Source organism: Nocardioides mangrovi, from assembly GCF_020073815.1.
Classification (GTDB): Bacteria; Actinomycetota; Actinomycetes; order Propionibacteriales; family Nocardioidaceae; genus Nocardioides; species Nocardioides mangrovi.
In genome coordinates this window covers 100,728-127,434 of sequence record NZ_JAIQZJ010000005.1, presented here as the reverse complement: position 1 = coordinate 127,434, position 26,707 = coordinate 100,728, and the positions used below count along the sequence as shown (strand labels likewise).

The 26,707-nt window shown below is 72.6% G+C and carries 26 protein-coding genes and 1 tRNA gene; 11 read left to right on the top strand and 16 right to left on the bottom strand.

Annotation, left to right across the window (positions count from 1 at the left end; genetic code table 11):
* Positions 1 to 14: 14 nt before the first annotated feature.
* Together K8U61_RS10565 and K8U61_RS10560 are read left to right on the top strand one after the other, a co-directional pair.
* Entirely contained in the window at positions 15 to 1,373 is a 1,359-nt protein-coding gene (locus K8U61_RS10565; protein ID WP_224122971.1) for an MFS transporter, read from the top strand.
* Positions 1,370 to 2,806 (top strand): pyridoxal phosphate-dependent decarboxylase family protein, encoded by a 1,437-nt coding sequence (locus K8U61_RS10560; RefSeq protein WP_224122970.1) that lies wholly within the window; start codon positions 1,370 to 1,372, stop codon positions 2,804 to 2,806. Before K8U61_RS10565 ends, K8U61_RS10560 begins: the two co-directional genes overlap by 4 nt.
* Here the strand turns inward: K8U61_RS10560 and K8U61_RS10555 are convergent.
* Genes K8U61_RS10555 through K8U61_RS10540 form a run of 4 tightly spaced genes read right to left on the bottom strand, consistent with a single transcriptional unit; the run spans position 2,793 to position 5,738 of the window.
* Positions 2,793 to 3,506: a hypothetical protein gene (locus tag K8U61_RS10555; protein ID WP_224122969.1), complete on the bottom strand. Its 714-nt coding sequence runs from the start codon at positions 3,504 to 3,506 to the stop codon at positions 2,793 to 2,795. The genes K8U61_RS10560 and K8U61_RS10555 overlap by 14 nt on opposite strands.
* 33 nt (positions 3,507 to 3,539) lie before the next feature.
* A complete protein-coding gene (locus K8U61_RS10550) occupies positions 3,540 to 4,469 on the bottom strand; it encodes a carbohydrate kinase family protein (protein ID WP_224123037.1) in 930 nt (309 codons plus the stop codon).
* 5 nt (positions 4,470 to 4,474) lie between these two features.
* Positions 4,475 to 5,110 carry a class II aldolase/adducin family protein gene (locus tag K8U61_RS10545; protein WP_224122968.1) on the bottom strand — a complete coding sequence of 212 codons (636 nt, stop codon included), beginning with the start codon at positions 5,108 to 5,110 and terminating at the stop codon, positions 4,475 to 4,477.
* Positions 5,103 to 5,738: a TetR/AcrR family transcriptional regulator gene (locus tag K8U61_RS10540; protein ID WP_224122967.1), complete on the bottom strand. Its 636-nt coding sequence runs from the start codon at positions 5,736 to 5,738 to the stop codon at positions 5,103 to 5,105. The genes K8U61_RS10545 and K8U61_RS10540 overlap by 8 nt, the downstream gene beginning before the upstream one ends.
* 60 nt (positions 5,739 to 5,798) lie before the next feature.
* Here K8U61_RS10540 and K8U61_RS10535 point away from each other — a divergent pair, with 60 nt between their 5' ends.
* Both K8U61_RS10535 and K8U61_RS10530 read left to right on the top strand, forming a co-directional pair.
* Positions 5,799 to 7,313, top strand: a complete 1,515-nt coding sequence (locus tag K8U61_RS10535) for a flavin monoamine oxidase family protein (protein ID WP_224122966.1) — start codon at positions 5,799 to 5,801, stop codon at positions 7,311 to 7,313.
* The gene (locus K8U61_RS10530; protein WP_224122965.1) at positions 7,310 to 8,353 is read left to right on the top strand and encodes an SMP-30/gluconolactonase/LRE family protein; all 1,044 of its coding nucleotides are present in this window, start codon (positions 7,310 to 7,312) and stop codon (positions 8,351 to 8,353) included. Before K8U61_RS10535 ends, K8U61_RS10530 begins: the two co-directional genes overlap by 4 nt.
* Here the strand turns inward: K8U61_RS10530 and K8U61_RS10525 are convergent.
* Positions 8,344 to 8,841 (bottom strand): winged helix-turn-helix transcriptional regulator, encoded by a 498-nt coding sequence (locus tag K8U61_RS10525; RefSeq protein ID WP_224122964.1) that lies wholly within the window; start codon positions 8,839 to 8,841, stop codon positions 8,344 to 8,346. The genes K8U61_RS10530 and K8U61_RS10525 overlap by 10 nt on opposite strands.
* 63 nt (positions 8,842 to 8,904) lie before the next feature.
* Here K8U61_RS10525 and K8U61_RS10520 point away from each other — a divergent pair, with 63 nt between their 5' ends.
* From K8U61_RS10520 to K8U61_RS10510, 3 genes are read left to right on the top strand one after another with little or no spacing between them, the layout of a single operon-like run.
* The gene (locus K8U61_RS10520; protein WP_224122963.1) at positions 8,905 to 9,357 is read left to right on the top strand and encodes a PaaI family thioesterase; all 453 of its coding nucleotides are present in this window, start codon (positions 8,905 to 8,907) and stop codon (positions 9,355 to 9,357) included.
* Between the two features lie 57 nt (positions 9,358 to 9,414).
* On the top strand, positions 9,415 to 10,083 hold the full coding sequence (locus K8U61_RS10515; RefSeq protein WP_224123036.1) for a uracil-DNA glycosylase: 669 nt from the start codon (positions 9,415 to 9,417) through the stop codon (positions 10,081 to 10,083).
* 37 nt (positions 10,084 to 10,120) lie between these two features.
* The gene (locus tag K8U61_RS10510; protein ID WP_224122962.1) at positions 10,121 to 10,882 is read left to right on the top strand and encodes a dioxygenase family protein; all 762 of its coding nucleotides are present in this window, start codon (positions 10,121 to 10,123) and stop codon (positions 10,880 to 10,882) included.
* 14 nt (positions 10,883 to 10,896) lie between these two features.
* On the opposite strand, the gene K8U61_RS10505 is transcribed toward K8U61_RS10510, so the two are convergent.
* From K8U61_RS10505 to K8U61_RS10495, 3 genes are all read right to left on the bottom strand, one after another.
* Entirely contained in the window at positions 10,897 to 11,847 is a 951-nt protein-coding gene (locus K8U61_RS10505; protein ID WP_224123035.1) for an aldo/keto reductase, read from the bottom strand.
* 121 nt (positions 11,848 to 11,968) lie between these two features.
* On the bottom strand, positions 11,969 to 13,528 hold the full coding sequence (locus K8U61_RS10500) for a succinic semialdehyde dehydrogenase (RefSeq protein ID WP_224122961.1): 1,560 nt from the start codon (positions 13,526 to 13,528) through the stop codon (positions 11,969 to 11,971).
* A gap of 12 nt (positions 13,529 to 13,540) precedes the next feature.
* Positions 13,541 to 15,163 carry a GMC family oxidoreductase gene (locus tag K8U61_RS10495; RefSeq protein ID WP_224122960.1) on the bottom strand — a complete coding sequence of 541 codons (1,623 nt, stop codon included), beginning with the start codon at positions 15,161 to 15,163 and terminating at the stop codon, positions 13,541 to 13,543.
* A 94-nt stretch (positions 15,164 to 15,257) separates the two neighbouring features.
* Between K8U61_RS10495 and pdxY the strand changes: the two genes are divergently transcribed.
* Positions 15,258 to 16,109 (top strand): pyridoxal kinase PdxY, encoded by an 852-nt coding sequence (gene pdxY / locus K8U61_RS10490; RefSeq protein WP_224122959.1) that lies wholly within the window; start codon positions 15,258 to 15,260, stop codon positions 16,107 to 16,109.
* Here pdxY and K8U61_RS10485 read toward each other — a convergent pair.
* From K8U61_RS10485 to ald, 6 genes are all read right to left on the bottom strand, one after another.
* Complete coding sequence (locus tag K8U61_RS10485; protein WP_224122958.1) at positions 16,097 to 16,855, bottom strand: FAD:protein FMN transferase; 759 nt, start codon at positions 16,853 to 16,855, stop codon at positions 16,097 to 16,099. The genes pdxY and K8U61_RS10485 overlap by 13 nt on opposite strands.
* On the bottom strand, positions 16,852 to 17,304 hold the full coding sequence (locus tag K8U61_RS10480; RefSeq protein WP_224122957.1) for an FMN-binding protein: 453 nt from the start codon (positions 17,302 to 17,304) through the stop codon (positions 16,852 to 16,854). The genes K8U61_RS10485 and K8U61_RS10480 overlap by 4 nt, the downstream gene beginning before the upstream one ends.
* A 4-nt stretch (positions 17,305 to 17,308) precedes the next feature.
* Positions 17,309 to 18,718, bottom strand: coding sequence for a ferredoxin reductase family protein (locus K8U61_RS10475; protein ID WP_224122956.1), 1,410 nt, complete (start codon positions 18,716 to 18,718; stop codon positions 17,309 to 17,311).
* 72 nt (positions 18,719 to 18,790) lie between these two features.
* Positions 18,791 to 20,131 carry an NAD-dependent succinate-semialdehyde dehydrogenase gene (locus K8U61_RS10470; RefSeq protein WP_224122955.1) on the bottom strand — a complete coding sequence of 447 codons (1,341 nt, stop codon included), beginning with the start codon at positions 20,129 to 20,131 and terminating at the stop codon, positions 18,791 to 18,793.
* Positions 20,132 to 20,167: 36 nt separating this feature from the next.
* Positions 20,168 to 20,509 (bottom strand): cupin domain-containing protein, encoded by a 342-nt coding sequence (locus K8U61_RS10465; RefSeq protein WP_224122954.1) that lies wholly within the window; start codon positions 20,507 to 20,509, stop codon positions 20,168 to 20,170.
* Positions 20,510 to 20,514: 5 nt separating this feature from the next.
* The gene (ald, locus tag K8U61_RS10460) at positions 20,515 to 21,639 is read right to left on the bottom strand and encodes an alanine dehydrogenase (RefSeq protein ID WP_224122953.1); all 1,125 of its coding nucleotides are present in this window, start codon (positions 21,637 to 21,639) and stop codon (positions 20,515 to 20,517) included.
* Between the two features lie 161 nt (positions 21,640 to 21,800).
* Here ald and K8U61_RS10455 point away from each other — a divergent pair, with 161 nt between their 5' ends.
* On the top strand, positions 21,801 to 23,192 hold the full coding sequence (locus K8U61_RS10455; protein WP_224122952.1) for an NAD-dependent succinate-semialdehyde dehydrogenase: 1,392 nt from the start codon (positions 21,801 to 21,803) through the stop codon (positions 23,190 to 23,192).
* Positions 23,193 to 23,307: 115 nt separating this feature from the next.
* Here K8U61_RS10455 and K8U61_RS10450 read toward each other — a convergent pair.
* Both K8U61_RS10450 and K8U61_RS10445 read right to left on the bottom strand, forming a co-directional pair.
* A tRNA-Thr gene (locus K8U61_RS10450) sits at positions 23,308 to 23,380 on the bottom strand.
* A gap of 49 nt (positions 23,381 to 23,429) precedes the next feature.
* On the bottom strand, positions 23,430 to 24,164 hold the full coding sequence (locus tag K8U61_RS10445; RefSeq protein ID WP_224122951.1) for an SDR family NAD(P)-dependent oxidoreductase: 735 nt from the start codon (positions 24,162 to 24,164) through the stop codon (positions 23,430 to 23,432).
* Positions 24,165 to 24,411: 247 nt separating this feature from the next.
* On the opposite strand from K8U61_RS10445, the gene soxR reads away from it, so the two are divergent.
* Positions 24,412 to 24,861, top strand: coding sequence for a redox-sensitive transcriptional activator SoxR (soxR, locus tag K8U61_RS10440; RefSeq protein WP_224122950.1), 450 nt, complete (start codon positions 24,412 to 24,414; stop codon positions 24,859 to 24,861).
* A complete protein-coding gene (locus K8U61_RS10435; protein ID WP_224122949.1) occupies positions 24,858 to 26,705 on the top strand; it encodes a glycoside hydrolase family 13 protein in 1,848 nt (615 codons plus the stop codon). Before soxR ends, K8U61_RS10435 begins: the two co-directional genes overlap by 4 nt.
* Positions 26,706 to 26,707 lie beyond the last annotated feature (2 nt).

The following is a 26,707-nucleotide window of genomic DNA, read 5'->3' as shown; positions in this document are numbered from 1 at the left end:
GCTAGCCTCCGCCCATGTCTGCGACCGACGCCCAGCCGCACGAGCTGCCGCGCCAGCTGCCCCGAGGTGTGCGGATCGGCTACGGCTCGGGATCGGTGGCGACCGGTGCGTTCGGCACGGTCCCCGGCCTGATGCTCCTGCCGTACCTGACCGACAGCCTCGGCATCGCCGCGGTCCTGGCGGGCTTCATCGTCTTCGTGCCGAAGGCGTGGGACGTCATCCTCAATCCCATCGCGGGGCGGATCAGCGACCGCACCACCGACCCGCGCGGGCCGCGGCGGCCGTGGCTGCTGCGGGCCGGCATCGCGCTGAGCGTGGCGTTCGCGCTGCTCTTCGCGGCACCCGGCATGGCGACGTGGCTCGAGGCGGCGTGGGTGCTGGTGCTGTTCCTGGGGTGCGCGACGGCGTACGCCTTCTTCCAGGTGCCGTACGTCGCGATGCCCGCCGAGATGACGTCGTCGTACGACGAGCGCACCCGCCTGATGACGTGGCGGGTCGCGATCCTCGCCTTCACGATCATGCTCGCCGGCGCCAGCGCGCCCGCGATCCGCGACGCGGTCGGCGGGCGTGACGGCTACCGGGTCATGGGTCTGGCGATGGCCGTGATCATCCTGGTCGGCACCGTCGGCGCGTACGTCGGCACCCGCCGCGCGCCGGTCACCGCGGCCCAGCCGGGAGCGGGCGGCCTGCGCGACCAGCTGCGGGTGGTCGCCGAGGCACGCGACTTCCGCTGGCTGCTGACGACGTTCGTCATCCAGGCGCTCGCGACCGGCTCGATGCTGGCGGGCGTCGACTACCTGGCCAAGGACGTGCTCGGCAAGGACGGCGCCTCGACGATCCTCTTCGTCTGCTTCGTCGGCCCGGCCCTGGTGCTGACCCCCGCGTGGTCGGCGGTCGGCACCCGGATCGGCAAGAAGCGCGGCTACCTCATCTCCTCGGTCGTCCTCACCGCCGGCGCCCTGCTCGCCGCCACCGCCCAGAGCGCGCCGGCCGCCGTCGTCTTCCTGGCCGTCGGCCTGGTCGGGGTCGGGTACGCCGGCTGCCAGGTCTTCCCGATGGCGATGCTCCCGGACGCGGCCGCCGTCGACGCGCGCCGCACCGGTAGCAACCGGGTCGGCGTCTACACCGGCGTCTGGACCGCCGGCGAGACCCTCGGGCTCGCCCTCGGCCCCGGCGTCTACGCCCTCGTGCTCGCGATCGGCGGCTACCGGTCGTCGACCGACGACGTGCACGTCCTCCAGCCGGACTCGGCGCTCACCGCGATCACGCTCGGCTTCTCGGTGCTCCCGGCCGTGCTGATGGTGCTGAGCCTGTGGTGGCTGCGGAGGTACTCGCTCGACTCCGCGCAGGTCGATGAGAGGGTCACCGCATGACCGACGTCCTCGCCCGGCTCCGTGAGATGCAGGCGGCCGACCTGCCCGTCCACGGCGGCCGCACCCTCGCCTACGTCTACGACTCCGGGCTGCCCGACGTCGACCGGATCGGCCGCGAGGCGGTGGCGGCGTACGCCGGCTCAAACGGCCTGGACCCCACGGCCTTCCCGAGCCTGCTGCAGATGGAGAACGAGCTGGTCGGCTTCACCGCCGACCTGCTCGACGCCCCGGACGGCGCGGTCGGCACCGTCACCTCCGGCGGCACCGAGTCCTGCCTGCTGGCCGTCCAGGGCGCGCGCGACAGCCGGCCGGACGTGACCCGGCCGCGGATGGTCGTGCCGTCGACCGTGCACGCGGCGTTCCTCAAGGCCGCGCACTACTTCGGCGTCGAGGCCGTGGTCGTCCCGGTCGGCCCCGACTTCCGCGCCGACGCCGCCGCGATGGTCGCGGCGATCGACGCGGACCCCGGCCGCACGGTCCTGGTCGTCGTGTCCGCGCCGTCGTACGCACACGGCGTCGTCGACCCCGTGCCGGCGGTCGCGGCGCACGCCGCCGAGCGCGGGATCCGCTGCCACGTCGACGCCTGCATCGGCGGCTGGGTGCTGCCCTACGCCGCACGGATCGGCCGCGACGTGCCGCCGTGGACCTTCGCGGTCGACGGCGTCACCTCGATCTCGGTCGACACGCACAAGTACGCCTACGCCCCCAAGGGCACCTCGGTCCTGCTGCACCGCTCGTCGGCCCACCGACGCCCGCAGTACTTCGCGCACGCCGACTGGCCCGGCTACACGATGCTCAACTCGACCATCCAGTCCACCAAGTCCGGCGGCCCGCTCGCCGGCGCCTGGGCGGTGACGACCACGCTGGGGCACGCCGGCTACGAGCGGCTCACCCGTGACGTCTTCGAGGCCGTCGACCGGATCGTCGCCGGCGTCGCCGAGATCCCCGAGCTGAGCCTGGTGGCCACGCCCGACTCCACGCTCGTCGCGCTGGTCACCGACGCCACGTGCGACGCCTTCACGGTCTGCGACGAGATGGCGCTGCGCGACTGGTACGTCCAGCCACAGATGGCCTACGCCGGCCAGCCGGCCACCATCCACCTCTCGGTCAGTGCCGGCACCCTCCCCCACGCCGACGACTTCCTCGCCGCCCTGCGGGAGTCGGTGGCGGCCGCGGTCGCCGCCGGCCCGACCGCCGTCGACCCGGAGGTGGCCGCGTTCATCGCCGCCCTCGATCCCGCCGCGCTCACCGACGACGACTTCGACGGGCTGCTGCTCGCGGCCGGCCTCACCGGCGGGGACGACCTGTCGCTCCCCGACCGGATGGCCGACGTCAACGCGATGCTCGACCTGGCCACACCCGCGATGCGCGAGGCGCTGCTGGTGGCCTTCCTCGACCGGCTCGCCCGGCCGGTGCGGGCTACCAGGTCGTGAGGTTGCGGTAGACGATCCGGCCGCGCGCCGGGATGTGCCCGACGTACCAGCCGGGCCGGCCGCGCACGTCGAAGGTGCGCGGCAGCCGCGCGTGCCGTGAGTACGTCGGGTTACCCCAGCGCGGCCGCGCGACCCGCCCGAGCGGCCAGACCAGGAAGGACACCCGGAGGTCGACCACCCGGAGGCAGACCCGCCACGGCAGCGTGTAGAGCCGCGTGGGCGAGGCGCCCACGGCGCCCGACATGTCGAACTGTCCGACCTTGCGCCACGGGTCGCCACGACGGGCGGTGTCCCACGTCAGGATGTTGAAGATGTAGTGGACGTTGAAGATCGTGTTCTTCGTCAGCGTCACGGCCCGGCGCCGGTGACCGTCCTCGCGGATCCGGACAGCCAGGCCCTCCTGGGCCATCGGGCTCGTCGCGCCGTGCCAGGTGGCGCAGCTCCCCTGGTCGCGGGTGACCTCGGCGCCGCGCTGGTGGAAGACCTCGCGCCGGTTCTCGTCGGCGCCGCGCAGCCGGCCCGCCGCCACCCGGATGCCGGCGTCGGTCGGCCGGTAGCGGTAGTGGGACCCTTCGGCGGTCAGGACCGTCCGCACGTACGGCGGCTGCGCGGCGACCGGGTCGGGCCGGCCGGCCTGCGTCGGAGCGGCCACGGCCAGCGGCCCCAGCGCGATCACGAGCAGCAGCGGAAGGGCCCTCACGCGGTCACTGTAGAACGCGTTCTTCGTCGCCGGTCAGCCCTTCGTCGCCGCGGAGGCGGCGAACGCCTCGACCGCGGCGAGGTCGTAGCTCCCGGCGTCGGTGCCGAGGCCGCCGGCGACCTGCGCCGCGGTGGCGCAGCCGAGCTCCGCCGCGCCGCGCAGGTCCCGCCCGAGCGAGAGCCCGCGCAGGAAGCCGGCCGAGAACGCGTCGCCGCAGCCGGTGGTGTCGACGACGTCGACGGCGTACGCCGGCACCTCGACCACCTCGTCGGCGGTGACCACCAGCGCACCCCGGGCGCCCTGGGTCACCGCGACGCAACCCGCGCCCCCGGCGACGAGGGCCTTCGCGCCGTCGACGAGCGACGCGGCGCCGGTGAAGCCGAGCACCTGCTCGTCGTTGGGGAGCAGGAAGTCGGTGTGCGGCAGGGCGTCCGCGATCCAGGCGAGCATGTCCGGATCGCCCGGCGCGAGGATGTCGAGCGAGGTGGTCGCGCCCGCAGCGCGCGCGTGGGCGAGCAGCTGCCCGGCCGCCTCGCCACCGAGGAACTCCGGCCCACCCAGGTGCACGTGGGTGCGGTCGTCGAGGCTTGCGAGGTCGAGGTCGTCGAGGGTGAAGGCGCCGTTGGCGCCGATGCAGTGCCACGCCGGGCGGTCGCCGTTGGGGCGCACCGGGAGCACGGACGACGAGGTCTGGTGCGCGGGCTTGCGGACCAGCCCGGCGACGTCGACGCCCTCCTTCGCGAGCAGCGCCAGCAGGGCGTCGGCGATCGGGTCGTCACCGACCGCGCCGTGGCTCCGCACCTCGGCGCCCAGGCGGGCGAGCACCACCGCCGTACCTCCGGCCGTGCCCGCGGGCGACCAGCGGATCGTCTCGACGAGCTGGCCGTCCGAGCTCGCGGGAATCGACTCGATGCCGATGACGTGGGTGTCGAGGACGTGGACGCCGACGGTCGCGATCTTCATGTCAGTCACGGGTTCTCCTGGGGGGTGCCGTAGTTGCGGGCGAGGGCCTGGGTGATGACGTCGGCCTGTTGCTCGTCGGTGAGCACGCGCGGGGTGCCGAGCGTGGACGCGTGCACGTGCAGGCGGGCGAGCCACTCGAGCAGCAGCGCGTGCTCGACCGCACGGTCGAGGGTGTCGCCGAGCGCGACGGAGCCGTGGTTGGACATCAGCGCCGCCTGGCGCCCGTCGAGCGCGGCGACCACGTGGCGGGCGAGCTCGGGGGTGCCGAAGGTGGCGTACGGCGCGACGCGCACCGCTCCGCCGAGGGTGAGCTGCTGGTAGTGCAGCACCGGCAGCTCGGCGAGGACGCAGGCCACGGCGGTGGAGTAGGGCGCGTGGGTGTGCACGACCGCCCCGGTGCCGGTGGCGGCGTACACCCCGAGGTGGAGGTCGAGCTCGGACGTCGGGACCAGCGCACCCTCGAGGACCTCGCCGCTCGTCGACACGATCGTCACGTCGTCGGGCGTGCACCGGCCGAGGACGACTCCGGTGCCGGTGACCGCGACGCGGTCGCCGTCCCGGACCGACACGTTGCCCGCCGTCCCGACGAGCAGGCCCTCGTCCGCGAGCCGGCGGGCGGCCACGGCCACGTCGTCACGCACGGGTCGCCTCGAAGCGCTGCAGGTAGGCGGTGACCATCGCGATGCCCTCCTCGATGAGGGCGTCGTCGCCCTCGATGTCGTCCTCGTAGGCGAGCTGGAAGATCCGGTCCCCGACCTCAACCGCGAGCTCCGCGGCCTGGACCGTGAGCTCGTCGTGGGCGATCTCGGACTCGAGTGCGTAGGCACGCAGACCCTCGGCGATCTGGCGGTTGTGGTCGCGGCCGAAGCGGTGCAGCGCGGGGTTGGTGCGGCCGCGCAGGTAGATCTCCACGAAGGCGGGGCGGCGGCGGTAGACCTGCACGAAGGCGAGCATCGTGGTCCGCACCAGGCTGCGCACCGAGAGCACCTCGACCTCCGCGAGGTCGGCCGCTACCTGCGTGTCCATCTCGGCCATGTCTCGTTGTGCCAGCGCGAGGAGGACGTCCTCCTTGTCGGCGAAGTACTGGTAGAGCGAGGCGACCGGAGCCCCGGCGGCCGTGGCGATGTCACGGGTGGTCAGGGCCTCGACCCCGTGCTCGACCACCAGCCGGGCCGCCGCGTCGAGGAGGTCCTCGACCCGGCGGCGACTGCGCTCCTGGCGCGGCACCCGGCGAGTGATGCCCGTCGCAGACGGCTTCACGGACGACATGACCCCACTGTAGGGTCAAAACAAGAATCTGACACATATTCAGGTTTAACGGAGGTGCACATGTCGGCTCCCACGACTCCCCGCTCCCTGGGCCGCCGCGCGCTGCTGGGCGGCGCGTCCGCCGTCGGCCTCGCCGTCGGCACCGGCGCCCTGCACGAGGCCGTCGCCGCGAGCTCCCGGCAGGGCCGGCTGCCCGCGACCGCCGACGCGGTCGTGGTCGGTGGCGGCATCTCCGGCCTCGTGGCCGCGCGCAAGCTGGCCGCGAAGGGGCTCGACGTCGTGCTGCTCGAGGCACGCGGACGGGTCGGCGGCCGGGTGCTCAACCACCACCTGTCCGGCCCGGGCACCCGCGGCGCCACGATCGAGTCCGGCGGCGCCTTCGTCGGGCCGACCCAGGACCACGTCCTGAAGCTCGCGAAGGAGCTCGGGGTCAGGACCTTCCAGGAGTACAACGAGGGCAACAGCGTCTACGTCTCGTCGCTGACCGGTCGCCAGGAGTACTCCGGCACCGTGCCTCCGGACCCCACGATCCTGCCCGACGCGGCCGTGCTGCTGAGCCGGATCGACTCGATGGCCGCCGAGATCCCGGTCGACGCGCCGTGGACCCACGAGAGCGCCGCCGATTGGGACCAGCAGACGCTCGGCGAGTGGATCCGTGCCAACGCGATCAACGCCGACGGCATCGAGAACCTCATCAAGAGCTGGACCCAGCCGGGCTTCGGCGCCGACCCCGACGAGCTCTCACTCCTCTACGTGCTCTGGTACGTCGCCTGCTCGGGCAACGAGACCAACGTCGGCACCTTCTCGCGCAACTCCGACACCGCGGACGGCGCCCAGGAGAGCCGGATCGTGGGTGGCTCCCAGCTCATCCCGCTCGGCCTGGCCAAGAAGCTCGGCGACATCGTCACCCTGCACGCGCCCGTCCGCCGGATCGTCCAGCAGCACGGCCGGGTCGAGGTCCACAGCGACCGCGGCACCGTCCGCGCCAAGCGGGTGATCGTCGCCGCGCCGCCGCCGCTCGTGCTCGACATCGACTGGTTCCCCCACCTCCCGACCAAGCGGCTCCAGCTGCTGCGCCACCTCGACATGGGCCAGCTGATGAAGTGCGACGCGGTCTACAAGAAGCCCTTCTGGCGCGACGCCGGCCTCAACGGCTTCGGCCTCAACGACTCCGGCGCGGCCCGGGCGGTCTTCGACAACTCGCCCAAGACCGGCGAGCCCGGCGTGCTGCTCGCCTTCGTCGGCGGCGCGACCTGGCGCGAGTACGGCGTCCTGCCGAAGGACCAGCGCAGGCAGGCGATCCTCGAGGGCTTCGCCGCCCTCTTCGGCGAGGAGGCCCTGCACCCGATCGACTACGTCGAGCACGACTGGACCAAGGAGCGCTGGACGACGGGCGCGCCGGTGGCCAACTACGCGCCGGGCACGATGGTGCAGTTCGGGCCGTCGATCCGGAAGCCGTTCGGCAGGGTGCACTGGGCCGGCACCGAGACCTCGACGTACTGGACCGGCTACATGGACGGCGCGGTCCGCGCCGGCGAGCGGGCCGCGATCGAGGTGGCGGAGCAGCTGCGATGACGACCCGGGTGCGGAGCCTCCTGGTCGCCGCCGTCGCGCTCCTGCTGGCGGCGGGCGGCCCCGCCGCCGCGGCCCCCGCGGAGCCGGCCACTCCCACCACCACGGTCTTCTCCCTGGTGCCCGCACCCGGCTTCCCGGCGTACGTGCACGTGCACACCAACGGCCGCGTCTACGCCGGCACGTACACCGACTCCGGGAGCTCGGCGCCGTCGAAGGTCTTCGAGTGGAGCAGCGACGGGACGCTGCTGCGGTCGTGGACGCTGCCAGCGCAGCGGCTGGATGCGGACCACGGCGTCCAGGTCGCCAACCAGACGCGCTCGGGACGTCTGGTGCTGCTCGAGACCTCGACGGCGTCGGTCCGCACCCTCGACGTGCGCACCGGCCGCTTCCGCACGGTCGCCCGCTTCCCCGACGGCGCGATCCCCAACTACGCCACGTGGGGCCCGCACGGTGATCTCTACGTCACCGACTACGGCGACGGTGTCGTCTGGCGGCTGCCCGCCGGCTCACGCAAGCCCGAGCGGTGGTTCGAGTCGCCCGCCCTGGAGGGCGCGATCGAGTTCGGCACCACCGGCATCCGCTACCGGCCCGGCCGCGGCGACCTGGTGATCGCCCAGCAGAACGCCTCGGACGGCAGCACCCTGCCGACCAACGGGCACCTCTACTCCCTGCCGGTCAAGGCCAACGGCAAGCCCGGCGAGCTCGCGACGCTGTGGACCTCGCAGCCGGGCGACCTCCCGGACGGCTTCGGCCTCGGCCGGTCCGGGCACCTCTACGTCGCGCTCGCCGGCCTCGCCAACCAGCTCGTCGAGCTGACCGGCACGGGCGAGGAGGTCCAGCGGATCGGCACCGCCCTCACCGGCGACAACGGCTCGGACATCCCCTTCGACACCCCGTGCAGCGCGACCTTCCTCGGCACCGAGGTGCTGGTCGCCAACCAGTCCGCGATCGCCGGCGACGCCTCACACCAGGCGATCCTGGCGGTCGACGTGGGCGAGCGCGGGCGCGCGCCGTACCTGCCGAAGTCAGCTCACTTCTGAGCGGGGACGGCTCCCGGACCGGGTCGCGGCGCGGCCTCGCGGCGGTCGGCGAGCCGGTGGCCGGCCTCGCAGACGAGCTCGGCGTGGACGAGCTCGCCGCAGCCGCGGTGCTCGACCTCGACGGGCGGGCCGGCGGGGTCGGCGAGGTAGCGCGCGCCCCAGTCGGCGATGGCGACCAGGACCGGGTAGAGGTCGAAGCCCTTGGGAGTGAGGCGGTACTCGTGCCGCTCGCGCCCGCCCGGCGGGCGGTAGGGCCGGCGGTCGAGGACGCCCTCCCCGACCAGCGTGGCGAGCCGGTCGCTGAGCACCTGGCGCGGGATGCCGCTGTGCCGCTGGATGTCGTCGAAGCGCCGTACGCCGTTGAAGACCTCGCGCAGCACGACGAAGGTCCAGCGCTCGCCGAGCACGCCCATCGCCCGGCCGACCGTGCAGTTGGCGGTCGACCAGGCCAGCGCGGGGATCTCCAGGACCTCGGGCTCGGTGGGCATGGTCACATGCTAGTTCACCTGAGTCTTGTTGACAGACCCAGCAAGCGGGGACACGCTGGGTCCATGACGCAGACCCAGCCGCTCGACCTGGCCGCGATGAGCGGCCTCGACCAGCTCATGGCCATCCGCGACGGCCTGCTCCCCCCGGCGCCGATCGCCGAGACCCTCGGCATGGTCGACTTCGACGGCGAGCACGGCTCCATGTCGGTGTCGCTCGACCCCGAGCACCGTCACTACAACCCGCTCGGCACGGTCCACGGCGGCGTCATCTCCACGCTGCTCGACACCGCGGCGGGCTGCTCCGTGCACTCGACCCTGGCGCCCGGCGAGGGCTACACCTCCCTCGACCTGTCGGTGAAGTTCCTGCGGCCCGCCACCGTCGACTCGGGCCGCCTGACGGCCGTCGGCAAGGTGCTCCAGCGCGGGCGTCGTACGGCGCTCGCGGAGGCGCAGCTCGTCGACGCCCGGGGCAAGCTGGTCGCGCACGCGACCTCGAGCTGCATGATCTTCGCCTGACCCTCTTCTAGGCTGCGGGGCGTGAGCGCGCTCGCGGGACTCGTCGACCAGGGCCTGATGGCCGCGGACTGGGCCGAGGCACTGGCGCCGGTCGACGAGCAGATCGCGGGGATGGGCCGCTTCCTGCGCGAGGAGCTCGCGGCCGGCCGCGGCTACCAGCCGAGCGGCGACCGGGTCTTCCGGGCCTTCGAGCGGCCACTCGCCGACGTGCGGGTGCTGATCGTGGGCCAGGACCCCTACCCGAACCCGCAGCACCCGATCGGGCTGAGCTTCGCCGTCCGTCGCGACGTGTGGCCGCTCCCGCCGAGCCTGGTCAACATCTACACCGAGCTCCGCTCCGACCTCGACATCATGCCGCCGCGGCACGGCGACCTGACCGCCTGGGCCGACCAGGGCGTGATGCTGCTCAACCGGAGCCTCACCGTCCAACCGGGCGCGTCGAACAGCCACCGCGGTCGCGGCTGGGAGCCGATCACCGAGCGGGCGATCGCGGCGCTGGCCGCCCGCGGCGGCCCCTGTACGGCGATCCTCTGGGGCTCCGACGCCCGGAAGCTCAAGCCACTCCTCGATCCGATCCCGTCCGTGGAGTCGGCGCACCCGTCGCCACTCTCGGCGTACCGGGGCTTCTTCGGGTCGCGACCCTTCAGTGCCGCCAACACGCTGCTGGAGCAGCAGGGCGGATCTCCGGTCGACTGGTCCCTTCCGCCGGGGGACGCGTCGGAATAAGGTTGAAGTCTCAACCATTGGAGTGATCATGACCCGGATGCCCGCTCTCTACATCGGCCACGGCGCGCCGCCGCTCCTCGACGACCCCACCTGGTCGGGACAGCTCGCCGCCTGGGCACAGGACCTGCCGCGCCCGAAGGCGATCCTGATCGTCAGCGCCCACTGGGAGTCCGCGCCGGTGATGCTGTCCGCGAGCCGGGCGCCGCTGGTCTACGACTTCGGCGGCTTCGACCCGAAGTACTACCGGATGACCTACGAGACCCCCGACGCCACCGCGCTCGCGACCCGGATCGCCGCGATGATGCCGGCGACCGAGCCGGTGCACCAGCACACCTCGCGCGGGCTCGACCACGGGGCGTGGGTGCCGCTGCGGATCATGTACCCCGACGCGGACATCCCGGTCCTCCAGATGTCGCTGCCGACCGACGACCCGGTGAAGCTGATGGAGCTCGGCGCCCGGCTGCGCCCGCTGCGCGACGAGGGTGTGCTCATCATCGGCTCCGGCTTCCTCACCCACGGCCTGCCGTTCCTCACCGAGTGGCGCATCGACGCGGCCGTCCCCGGCTGGTCGGCCGACTTCGACACCTGGGCCGGCGAGGCGCTCGCCCGCGGCGACGTCGACGCCCTCGCCGACTACCGCCACCAAGCCCCCGGACTCCCCTACGCCCACCCGACCGTCGAGCACTACACGCCGCTCTTCGTCACGCTCGGCGCCGCCACCGACCCCGAGGCCCCCGGCCTCCAGGTCATCGACGGCTTCTGGATGGGCCTCTCGAAGCGGTCGCTGCAAGTCGCCTGAGGTCGAGTCCGGACTCAACCGGTCGTGACTGCGTCCAGCTCGACCAGGTCCTCCTCGGACGGCTCCCAGCGCAGCGCCGCGGCGTTGGCGCGCACCTGGTCGCCGGAGGTCGCGCCCGAGATGACCGAGGCGACGGCGGGCTGGGCGGCGAGCCCGGCGATGGCGACGTCGAGCGGGCTGAGGTCGCGGGCGGCGGCGTACGCCTCGAAGGCCTCGATGCGGTCCCAGTCCGCGGTGGCCAGCCAGGACGATCGGCTCGGGTCGAGGTCGGCGCGGGAGCCGGCGGGCGCGGCCTCTCCCCGGCGGTACTTGCCGGTCAGCAGGCCGTACTCCAGCGGGAAGAACGGCAGGACGCCGAGGCCGTACTCCTCGCACGCGGGGACCACCTCGTCCTCGACGGTGCGGTCGAGCAGCGAGTAGCGGTTCTGCACCGACACGAAGCCCTCGAGGCCCGCCGTACGCGCGGTCCACGCGGCGTCGGCGACCTGCCAGCCGTCGAAGTTGGAGCAGCCGAGGTAGCGGACCTTGCCCTCGCGGACCAGGTCGGTCAGCGCCGAGAGCGTCTCCTCGATCGGCGTCACACCGTCGGGGGTGTGCAGCTGGTAGAGGTCGATGTGGTCGGTCCCGAGCCGCCGCAGCGACGCCTCGACCGCGCGGCGCACGTAGCGGCGCGAGGCGCGCGCGCCGAAGTCGTTGCCGTTGGCGCCCTGCATGTCCATGCCGAACTTCGTGGCCAGCACGAACTCGTCGCGCTGTCCGGCGAGCGCCTCTCCCAGCAGCTCCTCCGAAGCACCCGGCGGCGCGCCGTAGATGTCGGCCGTGTCGAGCAGCGTCACACCGGTGTCCCGGGCCGCGGCCAGGATGCCGCGCACCCCGTCGAGGTCCACCCGCCGGCTGAACGCGTTGCAGCCGATCCCGACCGCGCTCACCATCAGGCCCGAGTCACCCAGGGGGCGGTAGGTCATCTCGCTCACGGGAGCGACAGTACGACGCGCCCGGTCAGGTCAGCGGCCGGCAGCGTGGCGCCGCGGCGGAGCCGCATCGGGCGGAGCCCGATTGCGACGCGCTCGGCCCCTTCAGATCGGGTCAACGGATGCGGGTCTTCCGCATCATCTTCAGACCGCCGAGCATCCCGGCGACGTACGTGTCGTAGTCCTGGCCGGGCTTGGCACCCATGACCTGCTTCTTGAGGACGGCGAGGTTCTGGACGTCGGTGTACTTGAGCATGCCCTGGTCGCCGTGCCGGGCGCCGACGCCGGACTGCTTCACGCCGCCGGACGGCGTGCCCTTGGACGCGAACGCCGTGGCCAGGATGTCGTTGATGTTGACGTTGCCGGACTCGATCCGCATGCCCACCTGGCAGGCGGTCGCGACGTCGCCGCCCCACACCGAGGCGTTGAGGCCGTAGTCGGTGTCGTTGGCCAGCGCGACCGCCTCGTCGACGGTGCGGTAGCGGTGCAGCGCGACGACCGGCCCGAAGGTCTCGGTCACGCCGGCGAGCATGTCCTTGGTGACGCCCTCGAGGATCGTCGGCTCGAAGAACGCCGGCCCGAGGTCGGGCCGCGCCTTCCCACCGGTGAGCACGGTCGCGCCCTTCGCGACCGCGTCGTCGACGTGCGCGCGCACCCGCTCCATGTGGTCGGGCGAGACCAGCGAGCCCATGTCGGGACCGAAGTCGTACGCCGCTCCGATGGTCAGCGCCTCGGTCGCCGCGACGAAACGGTCGCGGAACTCGTCGTACCGCGACTCGGGGAGGTACATCCGCTCGATGTGCATGCAGATCTGGCCGGTGTTGCCGAAGGCGCCGAAGATCGCGCCCTGGACGACCTCGTCGAGGTCGGCGTCCTCGAGGACGATCATCGGGTTCTTGCCGCCGAGCTCGAGGCAGCAGCCGATCAGGTTGCGGCCGGCGCGCTCGCCGATCACCCGCCCGGTCGAGGTGGAGCCGGTGAACATCACGTAGTTGGCGTGGTCGATCAGCGTCGGGCCGACGTCCGGGCCCTCACCGCACACGACCTGGAAGAGACCCTTCGGCAGCCCGGCCTGCTCGAGCATCGAGATGCCGTAGAGCGGCGAGAGCGCGGTCTTGTTGTCCGGCTTGAGCACGATCGCGTTGCCGGCCATCAGCGCCGAGATGGAGTCGGAGATACCGGTGGCGAAGGGGAAGTTCCAGGGCGCGATGATCGCGACCACGCCCTTGGGCTGCCGGATCTCGGTCGAGGTCGACAGCATCGGGATCGGCCCGCCGCGCTTGACCGGCTTGAGCAGGTGCGGCGCCCGCTTGAGGTAGTGGCTCATCACCATCACCGGGTCGCAGGTCTCCTCGATCGCCATCCGGCGGTTCTTGCCGCTCTCGGCCTGGATCAGGTCGGTGGTGGTCTGGGCGTTCTCGATGAAGAGCGCGTGCGCCCGCTTGAAGACCGCCAGCCGCTCCTTGAGCGGCCAGGCCGCCCACTCCCGCTGCGCCGCCCGCGCCTCGGCGTACGCCCGCTCGATGTCGGCGGGCGTCGACTGGGGGAGCTCGACGAGGAGGTCGCCGGTGTAGACCTCGGTGAGCTTCCACGAGCCGCCGCTGGTCGACGGCACCCGGGCGACGAGGCCCTGGAGGAAGTCGTCGGTGAGCGAGGCCGGACGCTGGAGTGCCATGGCTGAGCCTTTCTAACGACCGAGCACGAGGTCGGCCCCGCGCTCTCCGATCATGATGGCCGGTGCGTTGGTGTTGCCGCCGGTGATCGACGGCATCACGGAGGCGTCGCAGACCCGCAGGCCTTCGACGCCCTTGACCTTGAGGTCCGGCGTGACGACGGCGAGCTCGTCGACGCCCATCCGGCAGGTGCCGACGCCGTGGTAGACCGACGTCGCGCGCCGCCGGATCGTCTGCCGCAGCTCGTCTCCGCGTACGCCGGCGCCGGGGTGCAGCTCGCCCGGGATCGAGCCGCCGAACGCCGCGCTTCCCATGATCTCGCGGACCATCTCCGAGCCTTCGGCGAGGACGTCGAGGTCGGCGTCGTCGGAGAGGTAGCCGAAGTCGATCGCCGGCGAGACCGTCGGGTCGGCCGACGCGAGCCGCAGCGTGCCCCGGCTGCGCGGGTAGATCAGCGTGCTGAGGATCGTGATCGCCGGCTTGGTGTCGACCTCGTGCCGGATCGGCTCGTCCTGGTTGCCGGCCGGGTAGGCCCACGGCAGCAGGTGCAGCTGGAGGTCGGGCGCGTCCGTCGCGAGCGAGGTACGCACGAAGGCGACCGACTCGAAGACCGAGTTGGCCAGGAACGTCTTCCCGGGCCGCAGCGCCTCCTGCAGCACCCCCTTGGCGAAGAACGCCGGGGTGCCGCGCATCCGCGACGACGTGGCCCGGAAGGTCAGCGCGTGGAAGAGGTGGTCCTGGAGGTTGTCGCCCACCGGCAGGTCGGCGACGACCTCGATGCCGTGGTCGCGCAGGTGCTGGGCGTGGCCGATGCCGGAGAGCATCAGCAGCTGGGCCGAGCCCACGAAGCCGGCGGAGAGGATGACCTCCTTGGCCGCCCGCACCGTCCGTCGTACGCCGTCCTTGTCGGTGACCTCGACCCCGGTGGCGCGGCCGTTCTCGATCACCACGCGGCGGGCGAGGACCTCGGTCTGGATCTCCACCGTCGGCGGCGCGAGGTGGTGGAGGTAGCCCCGGGACGCGGAGTAGCGCAGGCCGCCGGCGGCGTTCTGCTGCATCCGGCTGACGCCCTCCTGGGACGCGGCGTTGTAGTCGTCGAGCACCTTCACGCCGAGTGCGTCGGCGGTCGCCTGCAGGAACTGCAGCGACCCCTCCTGCGGGGCGGCGTTGCGGGTGACCCGGATCGGGCCGCCGGCCCCGCGGTAGTCGTCGGCGCCGTCCTCGAAGTCCTCCATCCGGCGGTAGGCCCGGTTGACGGTGTCGGCGTCCCAGCCGGCGCACCCCTCGGCGGCCCAGGAGTCGTAGTTGGCGCGGTTGCCGCGCACGTAGACCATGCCGTTGATCGAGCTGGATCCGCCGAGGACCTTGCCGCGCGGCACCGGCATGGTGCGGTCGAGCAGGTGCTTCTGCGGGGTGGAGTAGAGGCCCCAGTCGACGCGCCGCTTGAGCTTCGGCTCGGCGTGCATCGGGCCGATCATCCCGGGCTTCTTGACGAGGTACTGCTCGTCGCTCTTGCCCGCCTCCAGCACGATCACGCTCGCACCCGACTGTGCGAGCCGACCGGCGATCGTGGCGCCCGAGCTGCCGGAGCCCACGACGACGTAGTCGGCTTCGTTCGTGTACTGCTTCTTCGCCACCAGGACCCCATGACATACCGACGGAATGTGAACCGGGCCAACTGTAACTTGTTCTAGTTCGCGAGCCAACGGCGCGCCGCGAGAAGATCGACCGGTGCAGATCCTCTCCATCCAGTCCTCGGTCGCCTACGGACACGTCGGCAACTCCGCCGCCGTCTTCCCGCTGCAGCGCCTGGGCCACGAGATCTGGCCGGTCCTCACCGTGCACTTCTCCAACCACACCGGGTACGGCGCGTGGCGCGGACCGCTCCTGCCACCCGAGGACGTCCGCGAGGTGATCGCCGGCATCGACGACCGGGGCGTGCTCGGCGAGGTCGACGCGGTGCTGTCCGGCTACCAGGGCGACCCGGCGGTCGGCGGCATCATCCTCGACGCGGTCGCGCGGGTGAAGGAGCTCAACCCGGACGCGGTCTACTGCTGCGACCCGGTGATGGGCGACGTGGGTCGCGGGATGTTCGTGCGGCCGGGGATCCCGGAGTTCATGCGCGACACGGTCGTGCCCGCGGCCGACATCCTCACGCCCAACCACTTCGAGCTCGACTTCCTCGCGGGGCGCACGACCTCGACCCTGACGGAGATCCTCGACGCCGTCGACGACGTGCGCGACCGCGGCCCCCGCGACGTGCTGGTCACCAGCGTGCTGCACGGCGACGTGCCCGAGGGCAAGCTCGACGTCATCGCCGTCTCCGACCAGGGCGCCTGGGCGGTCGAGACTCCCCTGCTGCCGATCACCCCCAACGGCTGCGGCGACGTCACCGCCGCCCTCTACCTGGCCCACCTGCGCACCACCGGCTCCGCCGCCGAGGCGCTCGCGCGCACGACGTCCTCGGTCTTCGCGATCCTCGAGCGGACCATCGCCGCCGGCACCCGTGAGATCCAGCTGGTCGCGGCCCAGGACGAGATCGCCGAGCCGCCGATGACGTTCGTGACCCGTCAGCTCCGGTAGGCGTCAGCCGAGGACCACGCCTCGACCGTGCCGTCCGTGTGGACCACGAGCCCGCTGCGGCCCGGCCGCGCGCGCAGCCAGTCGATCCCGTCGACGCCGAGCGCGAAGGCGGCCGTCGCCTCGATGTCGACCCAGGTCAGGTCCGCGCCGATGACGGTCACCGACGCGAGGCCGGCCGGCGCCAGGCCGGTGCGCGCGTCGACGATGTGCGCACCCCGGTGAGCGGTGCCGGACGTCGCGACCGCGCCGCGGGCGACCGGCACCCGGGCCACCAGTCGTCCGGGGTCCAGCGGGTGCTCGATGCCGATCTCCCACGGCCGGCCGTCCGGGTCGGCGGTCCAGCAGGCCATGTCCCCTCCCCCGGACAGGCACGAGTCGGTCTCGTCGAGCGCGCGGAACCGCTGCGCCGCTCGCGCCACGGCCCAGCCCTTCACGACGCCGTCGAGGTCGAGCACGTCGCCTCGGCGTACGTCGAAGGCGCCACCGGACTGGCGCCGCGCCTGCTCGGCGAGGTCCAGCACCTCACCGAGCCCCTCCGGCGCCGGCGCGTCCTCGCCGCGGCGGCGCCGCGAGACCCAGGAGTCCGGCAGGTAGGAGCTGTACGCCGCGTCCACGGCCCGCAGGTCGTCGACGACCGCCGCCCAGGTCGCCGCGCCGGCAGGCGAGCCGGCGTGCCGCCCGCGGAGCGCGACGCTGATCGGCAGGCCCATGACCTGCTCGACCGCGCGCCAGACCGGGTCGGTCACGCGGACACCTGGTCGATCGCGCTCTGCAGGGACTGGACGTAGCCGGTGCTCGTGACGGTCGCCCCGCTGACCATGTCGATGTCGGCGCTCTGGGCGTCGATCGTCTCCTGGACCAGGATCGGCAGCGCGTAGGAGTTGATCTCCTGGTCGCGGCCGTTGCCGTTCGGGTACTGCACGACCGAGACGTCGGTGATCGTGCTGCCGTCCAGGGTCAGCTCGACCTGCACCGGTCCCCACTGGGTCTGGGCGGTGTCACCGGTGACGGTGGTGCCCGCGGCCGGTGCGGCGGTCGTACCGCTGCCGCTCGCGCCACTGCCGGTCGCACCGCTGCCGCTCACCACCGAGGTCTGCGATCCGGTGGAGAGCGGTCCGGACGTCGAGGTGTCGTAGCCGAAGAGCAGCACCACCACGGAGACGGTGCCGGCGAGGACGAGGACGATCTTCTTCACGCGGTCACCAACCGAAGGTCTCGACGTGGAGCCGCTCGGGCGGAAGACCCGCCCGGCGGAGGTCCGCACGGACCAGGTCCGCCCAGGGCGACGGACCGCAGAGGTAGACGTCGCGCTCGGCGAGGTCGGGGATCCAGAACATCAGCGCGTCGAGGTCGGCGTGCGGGCCGGCGGCACCCTGGCCCAGCCAGGAGTCCGGTGCGCGCCGCGGGCCCGGCAGGGCGAGCACCTCGAGCCCCCGCTGCTGCATGAGGGCGACGAATTCGGCCGCGAAGAGCGGCTCGTCGCGGTAGCGGTGCAGGACGACCGCCTCGCCGGGGCCGTAGTCGAGGCCCTCGGCGAGGGCGCGGATCGGGGCCATGCCGACGCCGGCGCCGATGAGCGCGACCTTGCGCCGCGAGCGGGCTCGGGGCGAGAGCCGGCCGAAGGGGCCCTCGACCACGACCCGCGTCCCGGGCCGCAGCGCGGCCAGCGAGGCGCTGCCGTCGCCGGCCGCCTGGACGGTGATCCGCAGGCTGCGGCCGTTCGGGGCTGCGGACAGCGAGTAGGGGTTGGCGCGGGTCCAGCCGGGCCGTCCGGCGAAGCGCCACAGGAAGAACTGCCCCGCCTCGACCCGCAGCCGGTCGAGCCGACGGCCGGTCAGGTGGACCGACACGATCCCGTGACCCTCGGGTACGACGGACGCGACCCGCAGGTCGTGGCGCACGGTGCGCCACAGCGGCAGCCCGACCCGCCAGGTCAGGACGGCGGCGGCGGTCGCCGCCCACGCGGTCCACCAGAAGACGGTGCGCGCGACCGAGGAGGTGAAGTGCTGGCCGCTCCAGAGCTGGTGCGGCAGCGCGAGGCCGACGCCGAGGTAGGCGTAGAGGTGGAGCAGGTGCCAGGACTCGTAGCGCAGCCGGCGCCGCGCGGCGCGGATGCTCGTGACCACGACCATCACGAGGCAGAGCGTCCCGGCCACCGCGAGCAGCATGCCCGGGTAGTCGACGGTCAGGTCCCAGAAGGTGATGGGGATCCGGACGAGGTCGCCGGCGGCGTACCCCCACGTGATCAGGACGACGTGCACGACCATCAGGTCGAAGGAGGTGAACCCGACGAGGCGGTGCCCGCGGGCGAGCCGGTCCTGGCCGAAGGCCCGCTCGAGCGCCGGCACCCGCGCCATCAGCACGACCTGGGCGAGCAGCAGGACCGACGCGGCGAGGCCGGCGAGCTGGCCGAGCGAGGTGAGGCCGCTCGCCCATCCGCCGAGGTCCTCGACCCCGCCGTCGGCCACCCACCAGTAGGTGACGAGCAGCAGCCCGGCCCACAGCGCCAGCACGGCCGCCGTACGGACGGCCGCGTCCAGGCGAGCGCGCGATGCCGGTCCCGGCGCACTCCGGGACACCGGGGCCGGCACGGTCACGCTCGCGGTCACGGCACCAGCATCGGTGCCTCTGCTGAGTGCTCCCGGTGGGTCTCCTGTGCGAAACCTGTGGGGATGTCGGGATCAGCCGACGGTGCGGATCAGCTTCTTGTTGACGAACTCGTCGATGCCGAAGCGACCGAGCTCGCGACCGAAGCCGGAGCGCTTCACGCCGCCGAACGGCAGCTCGACGCCCTCGGCGCCGACCCCGTTGACGAAGACCATGCCGGCGTCGATCTGGTCGGCGACGCGGGCCGCCTGCTCGGCGTCGTTGCTGAAGACGTAGGAGCCCAGGCCGTACGACGTGTCGTTGGCGACCTCGACGGCCTCCTCCTCCGAGCCGACCTTGAAGACCATGGCCACCGGGCCGAAGAGCTCCTCGCGGTACGACGCGCTCGCGCGGTCGATCCCGGTGAGCACGCCGGCCGGGTAGTGGGCGCCCTCGCGGTCGCCGGAGCTGGCCAGGCTGGCACCGTCGGAGACGGCGGCGGCGACCTGCTGCTCGAGCCGCTCGGCGGCCGCGGTCGAGGACAGCGGCGCCGATCCCGCGGCCAGGATCTTCTCGGTGAACTTGGCGACGAAGTCGTCGTACAGGTCCTCGTGCACGATCATCCGCTTGGCGGCGTTGCAGGCCTGGCCGGTGTTCTCCAGCCGCGCCTCGACGGCGGCCTCGACGGTCGCGTCGAGGTCGTCGGAGCCGAGCACGATGAAGGGGTCGGAGCCACCGAGCTCGAGGACGACCTTCTTCAGGTTGCGGCCCGCGATCTCGGCGACGGCGGCGCCGGCGCGCTCGGAGCCGGTGAGCGAGACGCCCTGGACGCGCGGGTCGGCGATGACCTGCTCGATCTGCTCGTTGCTGGCGAAGATGTTGACGTAGGCGCCGTCGGGGTAGCCGGCGTCCTTGAAGATCTGCTCGAGGGCGGCGGCGGAGTCGGGGCACTGCGGCGCGTGCTTGAGCACGATCGTGTTGCCCGCGGTCAGGTTGGGGCCGGCGAAGCGGGCGACCTGGTAGGCGGGGTAGTTCCACGGCATGATCCCGAGCAGCACGCCCAGCGGACGGCGGCGTACGACGGCGCTGCCCTCGCCGTCGAGCAGGTCGATCGGCTCGTCGGCCAGGAACTTCTCGGCGTTGTCGGCGTAGTACTCGTAGATCGCGGCGCTGAACTTCACCTCGCCGACGGCCTGCGGCATGGGCTTGCCCATCTCGCGGTTCATGATCGCGGCGAGCTCCTTGCGGCGCTCGTAGTGGAGCTCGGCGACCCGGCGGATCAGCGCGGCACGCTCGGCGACCGTGCTGGTGCGACCCCAGGACTGGTACGCCGCCTGGGCCTTGGCCACCGCGGCCAGCACCTGCTCGTCGGAGTCGGTCGGCACCTCCCGCACCAGCTCACCGGTGCTCGGGTCGGTCACGGCGTACTGCGTCATGGTGTCTCCCTCGGTTGTGCTCGGTCGTCGGTCAGGTCAGCGCTGGGTGATGCTCAGGGCGCGGACCGTGCTGAGCACGGTCCACTCGGTGCGGTCGCCGGCCCGGACGCGCACGCACGCCCCGGGCTGCAGCTCGATCGTGTCACCGTCCTCGAAACGTAGACGCCCGGCACCGACGAGGACCAGCAGGACCTCGTCGTTCTCGATGTCGGAGACGACCCCGTCGGTGATCTCCCAGACCGACACGTTGGTCCCGCCGACCTCGGCGAGCAGCGCGGTGTGCGCGGTCGGCCAGCCGCCGTCCACCCAGATGCCGGGGTGGCTCTCGTCGGTCAGCGGGACGGTGAAGGCGTCGGTCGCCAGGACCCGGGCGGACACGGTCGTCAGCCCAGGACCGACTCGAGGGCAGCCGCGTCGATGCCGACGGCCGCGCCGACCGGCGCGTTGGTCAGCTGGCCCGCGTGGGTGTTGAGGCCGAGCGCGAGCGACCGGTCGTCTCGCAGCGCCTGCTGCCAGCCCTTGTCGGCCAGCGCGACAGCATAGGGCAGCGTCGCGTTGGTCAGCGCGTACGTCGACGTGTTCGGCACCGCGCCCGGCATGTTCGCGACGCAGTAGAACGTCGAGCCGTGGACCTGGTACGTCGGGTCCGCGTGCGTGGTCGCGTGGGAGTCCTCGAAGCAGCCGCCCTGGTCGATCGCGATGTCGACCAGCACCGAGCCGGGCTTCATCCGGGAGACGAGGTCGTTGGTCACCAGCTTCGGCGCCGCGGCACCCGGGATCAGCACGGCGCCGATCACCAGGTCGGCCTCCATCACCTGCTGCTCGATCGCGAGCTTCGACGAGGCGAGCCCGTGCACGCGGTTGTTGTAGCGCCAGAACGACATCCGCAGCTTGTCGAGGTCGGTGTCCAGCAACGTCACGTCGGCACCCATGCCGAGCGCGATGTTCGCGGCGTTCTGACCCGACACCCCGGCGCCGATGATGACGACCTTCGCGTTGGCCACGCCGCCGACGCCGCCCATCAGCACGCCGCGGCCGCCCTGGGCCTTGAGCAGCGAGTAGGCGCCGACCTGCGGCGCCAGGCAGCCCGCGACCTCCGACATCGGGTAGAGCAGCGGCAGCCCACCCGAGGGCAGCTGCACGGTCTCGTAGGCGATGCCCGTGACCTTCCGCTTCAGCAGCTCCTCGGTCAGCGGCTTGTCCGCGGCCAGGTGCAGGTAGGTGAAGAGGGTCAGGCCCTCGCGCATCCGGTCGTACTCCTCCGCGACCGGCTCCTTGACCTTGAGCACCAGGTCGATGCCGCCGTCAGTGCCCCAGGCGTCCTCCGCGGTCGCCACGATCTTCGCGCCGGCGCCGACGTACTCCGCGTCGGGGATCTGCGAGCCCTCGCCCGCGCCCTGCTGGACGAAGACCTCGTGCCCGTGCGCGACCAGCTCGTGGACCCCGATCGGGGTGATCGCCACCCGGTACTCGTGGTTCTTGACTTCCTTCGGAACGCCGATCTTCATGGTGGTCCTTCACGTCGCTGTGGCAGGTCGGGTTCGACGGTACACGAAACTGCGGAATCAGTCGCCTCCGCTGATTGACGCGGGCCATTTCGTCTTTGTTACCGATGCGTCAAGACGGATTCGTTTGATTTCGGATCACGCATCTGCGCACCATGTGCCCCGTGACCGACCCCCGCACCTTGGCCGTCCAGGACCCCGCCACCCTCGCCACGATCGCGCAGGTCCCCGACGAGGGACCGGACGACGCCCGTCTCGCCGTCGACCGCGCCGCCGCCGCGTTCGCCGACTGGTCCCGCACCTCGCCGCGGCACCGCTCCGACGTGCTGCGCCGGGCCTTCGAGCTGATGCTGCGCGACAAGGACGAGCTGACCGGGCTGATCGCCGCCGAGAACGGCAAGTCCCTCGCGGACGCCGCGGCCGAGGTCGGCTACGCGGCGGAGTTCTTCCGGTGGTTCTCCGAGGAGGCGGTGCGCCCCGGCGGGCAGTACGGCGAGGCACCGGCCGGCGGCGTCCGCACGATCGTGTCGCACCGCCCGGTCGGCGTGGCCGCCCTCGTCACGCCGTGGAACTTCCCGGCCGCGATGGCGACCCGCAAGATCGCGCCGGCCCTGGCGTCCGGCTGCACCGTCGTCCTCAAGCCCGCGGCCGAGACGCCGCTGACCGCCCTGGCGATCGGCCGACTGCTCACCGAGGCCGGTGTGCCCGACGGCGCGGTCGAGATCGTCACCAGCACGGACGCACCCGGCGTCGTGACCGCCTGGCTGACCGACGACCGGGTCCGGAAGGTCTCCTTCACCGGCTCCACCGGCGTCGGCCGGGCGCTGCTGCACCAGGCCGCCGACCGGGTCCTCAACGCCTCGATGGAGCTCGGCGGCAACGCGCCCTTCGTCGTCACCGAGGACGCCGACCTCGAGGCCGCCGTCGCCGGCGCGATGATCGCGAAGTTCCGCAACGGCGGGCAGGCCTGCACCGCCGCCAACCGGATCTACGTGCACAGCGACATCGCCTTCGACTTCCTCGCCCGCTTCGGCGCCGAGGTCGAGAAGCTGGCCGTCGGTCGCGCCGCCGACGGCGCCGCGATCGGCCCGCTGATCAGCGCCGCCGCCGTCGATCGGGTGACCGCCGCCGTCGACCGCGCGGTCGCCGAGGGCGCCCGGATCTCACACCGGGCCGAGCTCCCGGACGCTTCCGGCTACTTCTACCCGCCGACCGTGCTCGCCGACGTGCCGGCCGACGCCGCGATCCTCACCGAGGAGATCTTCGGCCCCGTCGCGCCGGTCGTCGTGTGGCACGACGAGGACGAGCTGATCCGCCAGGTCAACGACACCGAGTACGGCCTCGCGGCGTACGTCTTCGCCGGCGACCTCGGCCGCGCCGTCCGCCTCGCCGAGCGGATCGAGGCCGGCATGGTCGGCGTCAACCGCGGCCTCGTCTCCGACCCCTCCGCCCCTTTCGGCGGCGTCAAGCAGAGCGGCCTCGGCCGCGAGGGCGCCCGCGACGGGCTGCGGGAGTTCCAGGAGACGCAGTACCTCAGCGTCGACTGGCCGGCCTGACCCGCGAGTTCTGTCGGCCGGCCGATGAAACTCACGCCTGGACGACGAAGCTTCATCGTCCAGGGAGGAGATCCATCGGCCGGCCGATGAATCTCTCTCGGGCCGCGAGGTCCAGAGCCGGTGACAGGAGTCGAACCCGCGACATCCTCTTTACAAGAGAGGCGCTCTACCAACTGAGCTACACCGGCCTCGCCGTCCAGCGGACGGCGAGGCCACATGCTACGGGCAGCGGAGCGGTCAGCTCATGCCGCCGTCGTGGGCGATGATGGCGCCGGTGACCATCCGGGCCGCGGGCGAGGCGAGCCAGAGGATGGTCTCGCCGATCTCCTTCGGCGCGATGGCGCCGCCGGGCAGCATCATCATCAGCCGGTCGGCGACCCGGGTGTCGAGGTCGTCGGTGAGCTTGTGGAAGACCTCGGCGACGATCGGGGTGTCGACGGTGCCCGGGCACACCGCGTTGACCCGGATGCCCTCGGGCGACAGCTCCAGCGCGAGCGCCTTGGTGAACTGGGTGAGCCCGCCCTTGGCGGCGGCGTACGCCGTGGCGTAGGGCTGCGCGACGTTGCCGGCCACCGACGAGACGTTGACGATGTTGCCCTTGGCCGCGCGGATGTGCGGCAGGGCGGCCTGGATCAGGAAGAACGGGCCGCGCAGGTCGACCGCGTGCACGCGGTCCCACTCCTCCGGGGTGACCGTCTCGATCCGGCCGAACTGCACGATGCCCGCGACGTTGGCGAGCACGTCGATCCGGCCCTCGCCGGCGCACGTCTCGACGGCCGCGTTGATCGAGTCGAGGTCGCCGACGTTGCACTCGACGTACGTGACGCCCTCGGGGACGGTCGGCTTGATGTCGAGCCCGAAGACGGTGTCGCCGAGGTCGCGGAAGAGCTCCGCCGTCGCGAAGCCGATCCCGGACGCTGCCCCGGTGACGACGACGACGCGGCTGCCCGGCTGGTGGGGGGTGTCGGTCATGCGCCGGACGCTACCACCGGAACTAGAACTCGTTCTAGAAGTACCCGCGATGGCGTAGTCCCGGACGTTTTCGCGGTCAGCACGCCCGACAACCCCGAAAAAAACCCGGGCGCACCCCGGGGAGGGCGTGGAGCGCGGGTCGTCCGGCTTGTTGCGGGGCCCCCCCCCCCCCCACCCCGCGAAAACGTCCGGGACTACCGCGGTGACGGACTTGAAGGAAGGTTGAGGTTCGGCGAGGCTGGTCACCATGACCCACCTGACCATCGGGCACCTCGCCGAGCGGGCGGGCGTGGCCACGTCGGCGATCCGCTTCTACGAGTCCAAGGGCCTGATCTCCTCGGTCCGCACGACGGGCAACCAGCGGCGCTACGAGCAGTCGACGCTGCGCCGGATCGCCTTCATCCGTACGGCGCAGCGCGTCGGCCTCACCCTCGAGGAGATCGGCGCCGCACTGGCGACGCTGCCCGACGGACGCACGCCGACCAAGTCCGACTGGCACCGGCTGAGCCGGGCCTGGCGGCCGCGCCTCGACGAGCAGATCGAGCGGATCGAGCGGCTGCGCGACCGGCTCGACAGCTGCATCGGCTGCGGCTGCCTGAGCCTCAAGACCTGCGCGCTGAGCAACCCCGACGACGAGGCCGGCGAGTGGGGCACCGGCGCCGTCTTCCTCGAGCCCCAGCGGAGGACCGCTCGATGACGCTCCTGCACGAGCCACACCACGACGGCTCCCCGATGTACGTCAACGACGAGGCCCCCGCCCCCGGCTCGGTCGTGACGGTGCGGCTGCGGACCGACCCGACCGACCCGGTCACCCACGTCTGGCTGCGCACGACGTACGACGCGGAGCCGACGTACCACCCCTGCGTCGAGACCTCGCGCGACGAGCACGTCGTGTGGTGGGAGGCCGACGTGCCGGTGCACAACCCGGTCACCCACTACCGCTTCCTGCTGGACGGGCCTCCCCGGGACGGGCACAGCGGCCAGGTGTGGCTGACCTCGACCGGCGTGGTCGACCACGACCCGCCGGACGCCTTCGACTTCCGGCTCAGCTCCCACGAGGCGCCGCCCGACTGGGCGCGCGACGCCGTCGTCTACCAGGTCTTCCCCGACCGCTTCGCCCGCTCGACCGCCGCCGACGAGCGCGAGGTGCCGGAGTGGGCGGTGCCCGCGCACTGGGACGACGAGGTCGTCTTCGAGGGCTTCGACCCCCGCACCCCGCTGCAGTTCTTCGGCGGCGACCTCGACGGGATCACCGACCACCTCGACCACCTCGCCGACGTGGGGGTCAGCGTCGTCTACACGACCCCGGTCTTCCCGGGCGAGAGCAACCACCGCTACAACGCCTCGACGTTCGAGGAGGTCGACCCGCTCCTCGGCGGCGACGTGGCGTACGTCCGGCTCGCGACCGCGGTGCACGACCGCGGCTGGCGGATCCTCGGCGACCTGACGACCAACCACACCGGCGACACCCACGAGTGGTTCGTCGCCGCGCGCGACGTCGAGGGCGCGCCGGCGCGGTCGTTCTACTACTTCCTGCCCGACGGCTCCTACGAGTGCTGGATGGGCCACGGCACCCTGCCCAAGCTCAACCACGCCGATCCCGCCCTGCGCGCCGCGATGGTCGACGGCCCCGACTCGGTGGTCGCGCGGTGGCTGCGGCCGCCCTTCGACCTCGACGGCTGGCGGGTCGACGTCGCCAACATGACCGGCCGCCTCGGCGCGGTCGACGTCAACCACGAGGTCGCCCGCCTGGTCCGGCGTACGGCGCAGGCCGAGCGCGCCGACGCCTTCGTGATCGGCGAGCACAACCACGACGCCTCCACCGACCTCGACGGCGACGGCTGGCACGGGACGATGAACTACTCCGGCTTCTCCTGGCCGGTCTGGTCGTGGCTGCGCGACCCCGCCTCCCCCGCCCGCGCGTTCGGCCGGCCGGTGCCGGTGCCGCGGCGCCCCGGCGAGCGGGTCGTCGAGAGCCTCCGCGAGTGGCAGGGCCGCTACGGCTGGCGTGCGACCACCTGCTCCTGGAACATCCTCGGCTCCCACGACAGCGCCCGGATCCGCACCGTCGTCGGGTCCGGCGAGGTGCACCGGGTCGCGGCCGGCCTGCAGTTCACCCTGCCCGGCGTGCCGATGCTCTTCGCCGGCGACGAGATCGGGCTCGAGGGCGTGCTCGGCGAGGACTCCCGCCGCCCCTTCCCCTGGGACCGGCCGGACGCCTGGGACGACGACACGCTCGCGGCGTACGCCGGGCTGGCGCGGCTGCGCCACACCACCGAGGCGCTGCGGCGTGGCGGTCTCCGGTGGGCGCACGTCGACGACGACACCCTCGTCTACGTGCGCGAGCACCCGGCCGGGTCGGCGGTGGTGGCCGCCCGGCGGGCCGCCGCACCGGCGGTGAGCCTGGACGCCGGGCGTCTCGGCTTCGGCGACGGGTCGCTGCTGCTGACCACCGGCTCGGACGCCGACCTGGTCGAGGTCGACGGGGTCGTCACGCTGCCGGCGACCGACGGGCCGTCGTTCTCGGTCTGGACGCTCTAACC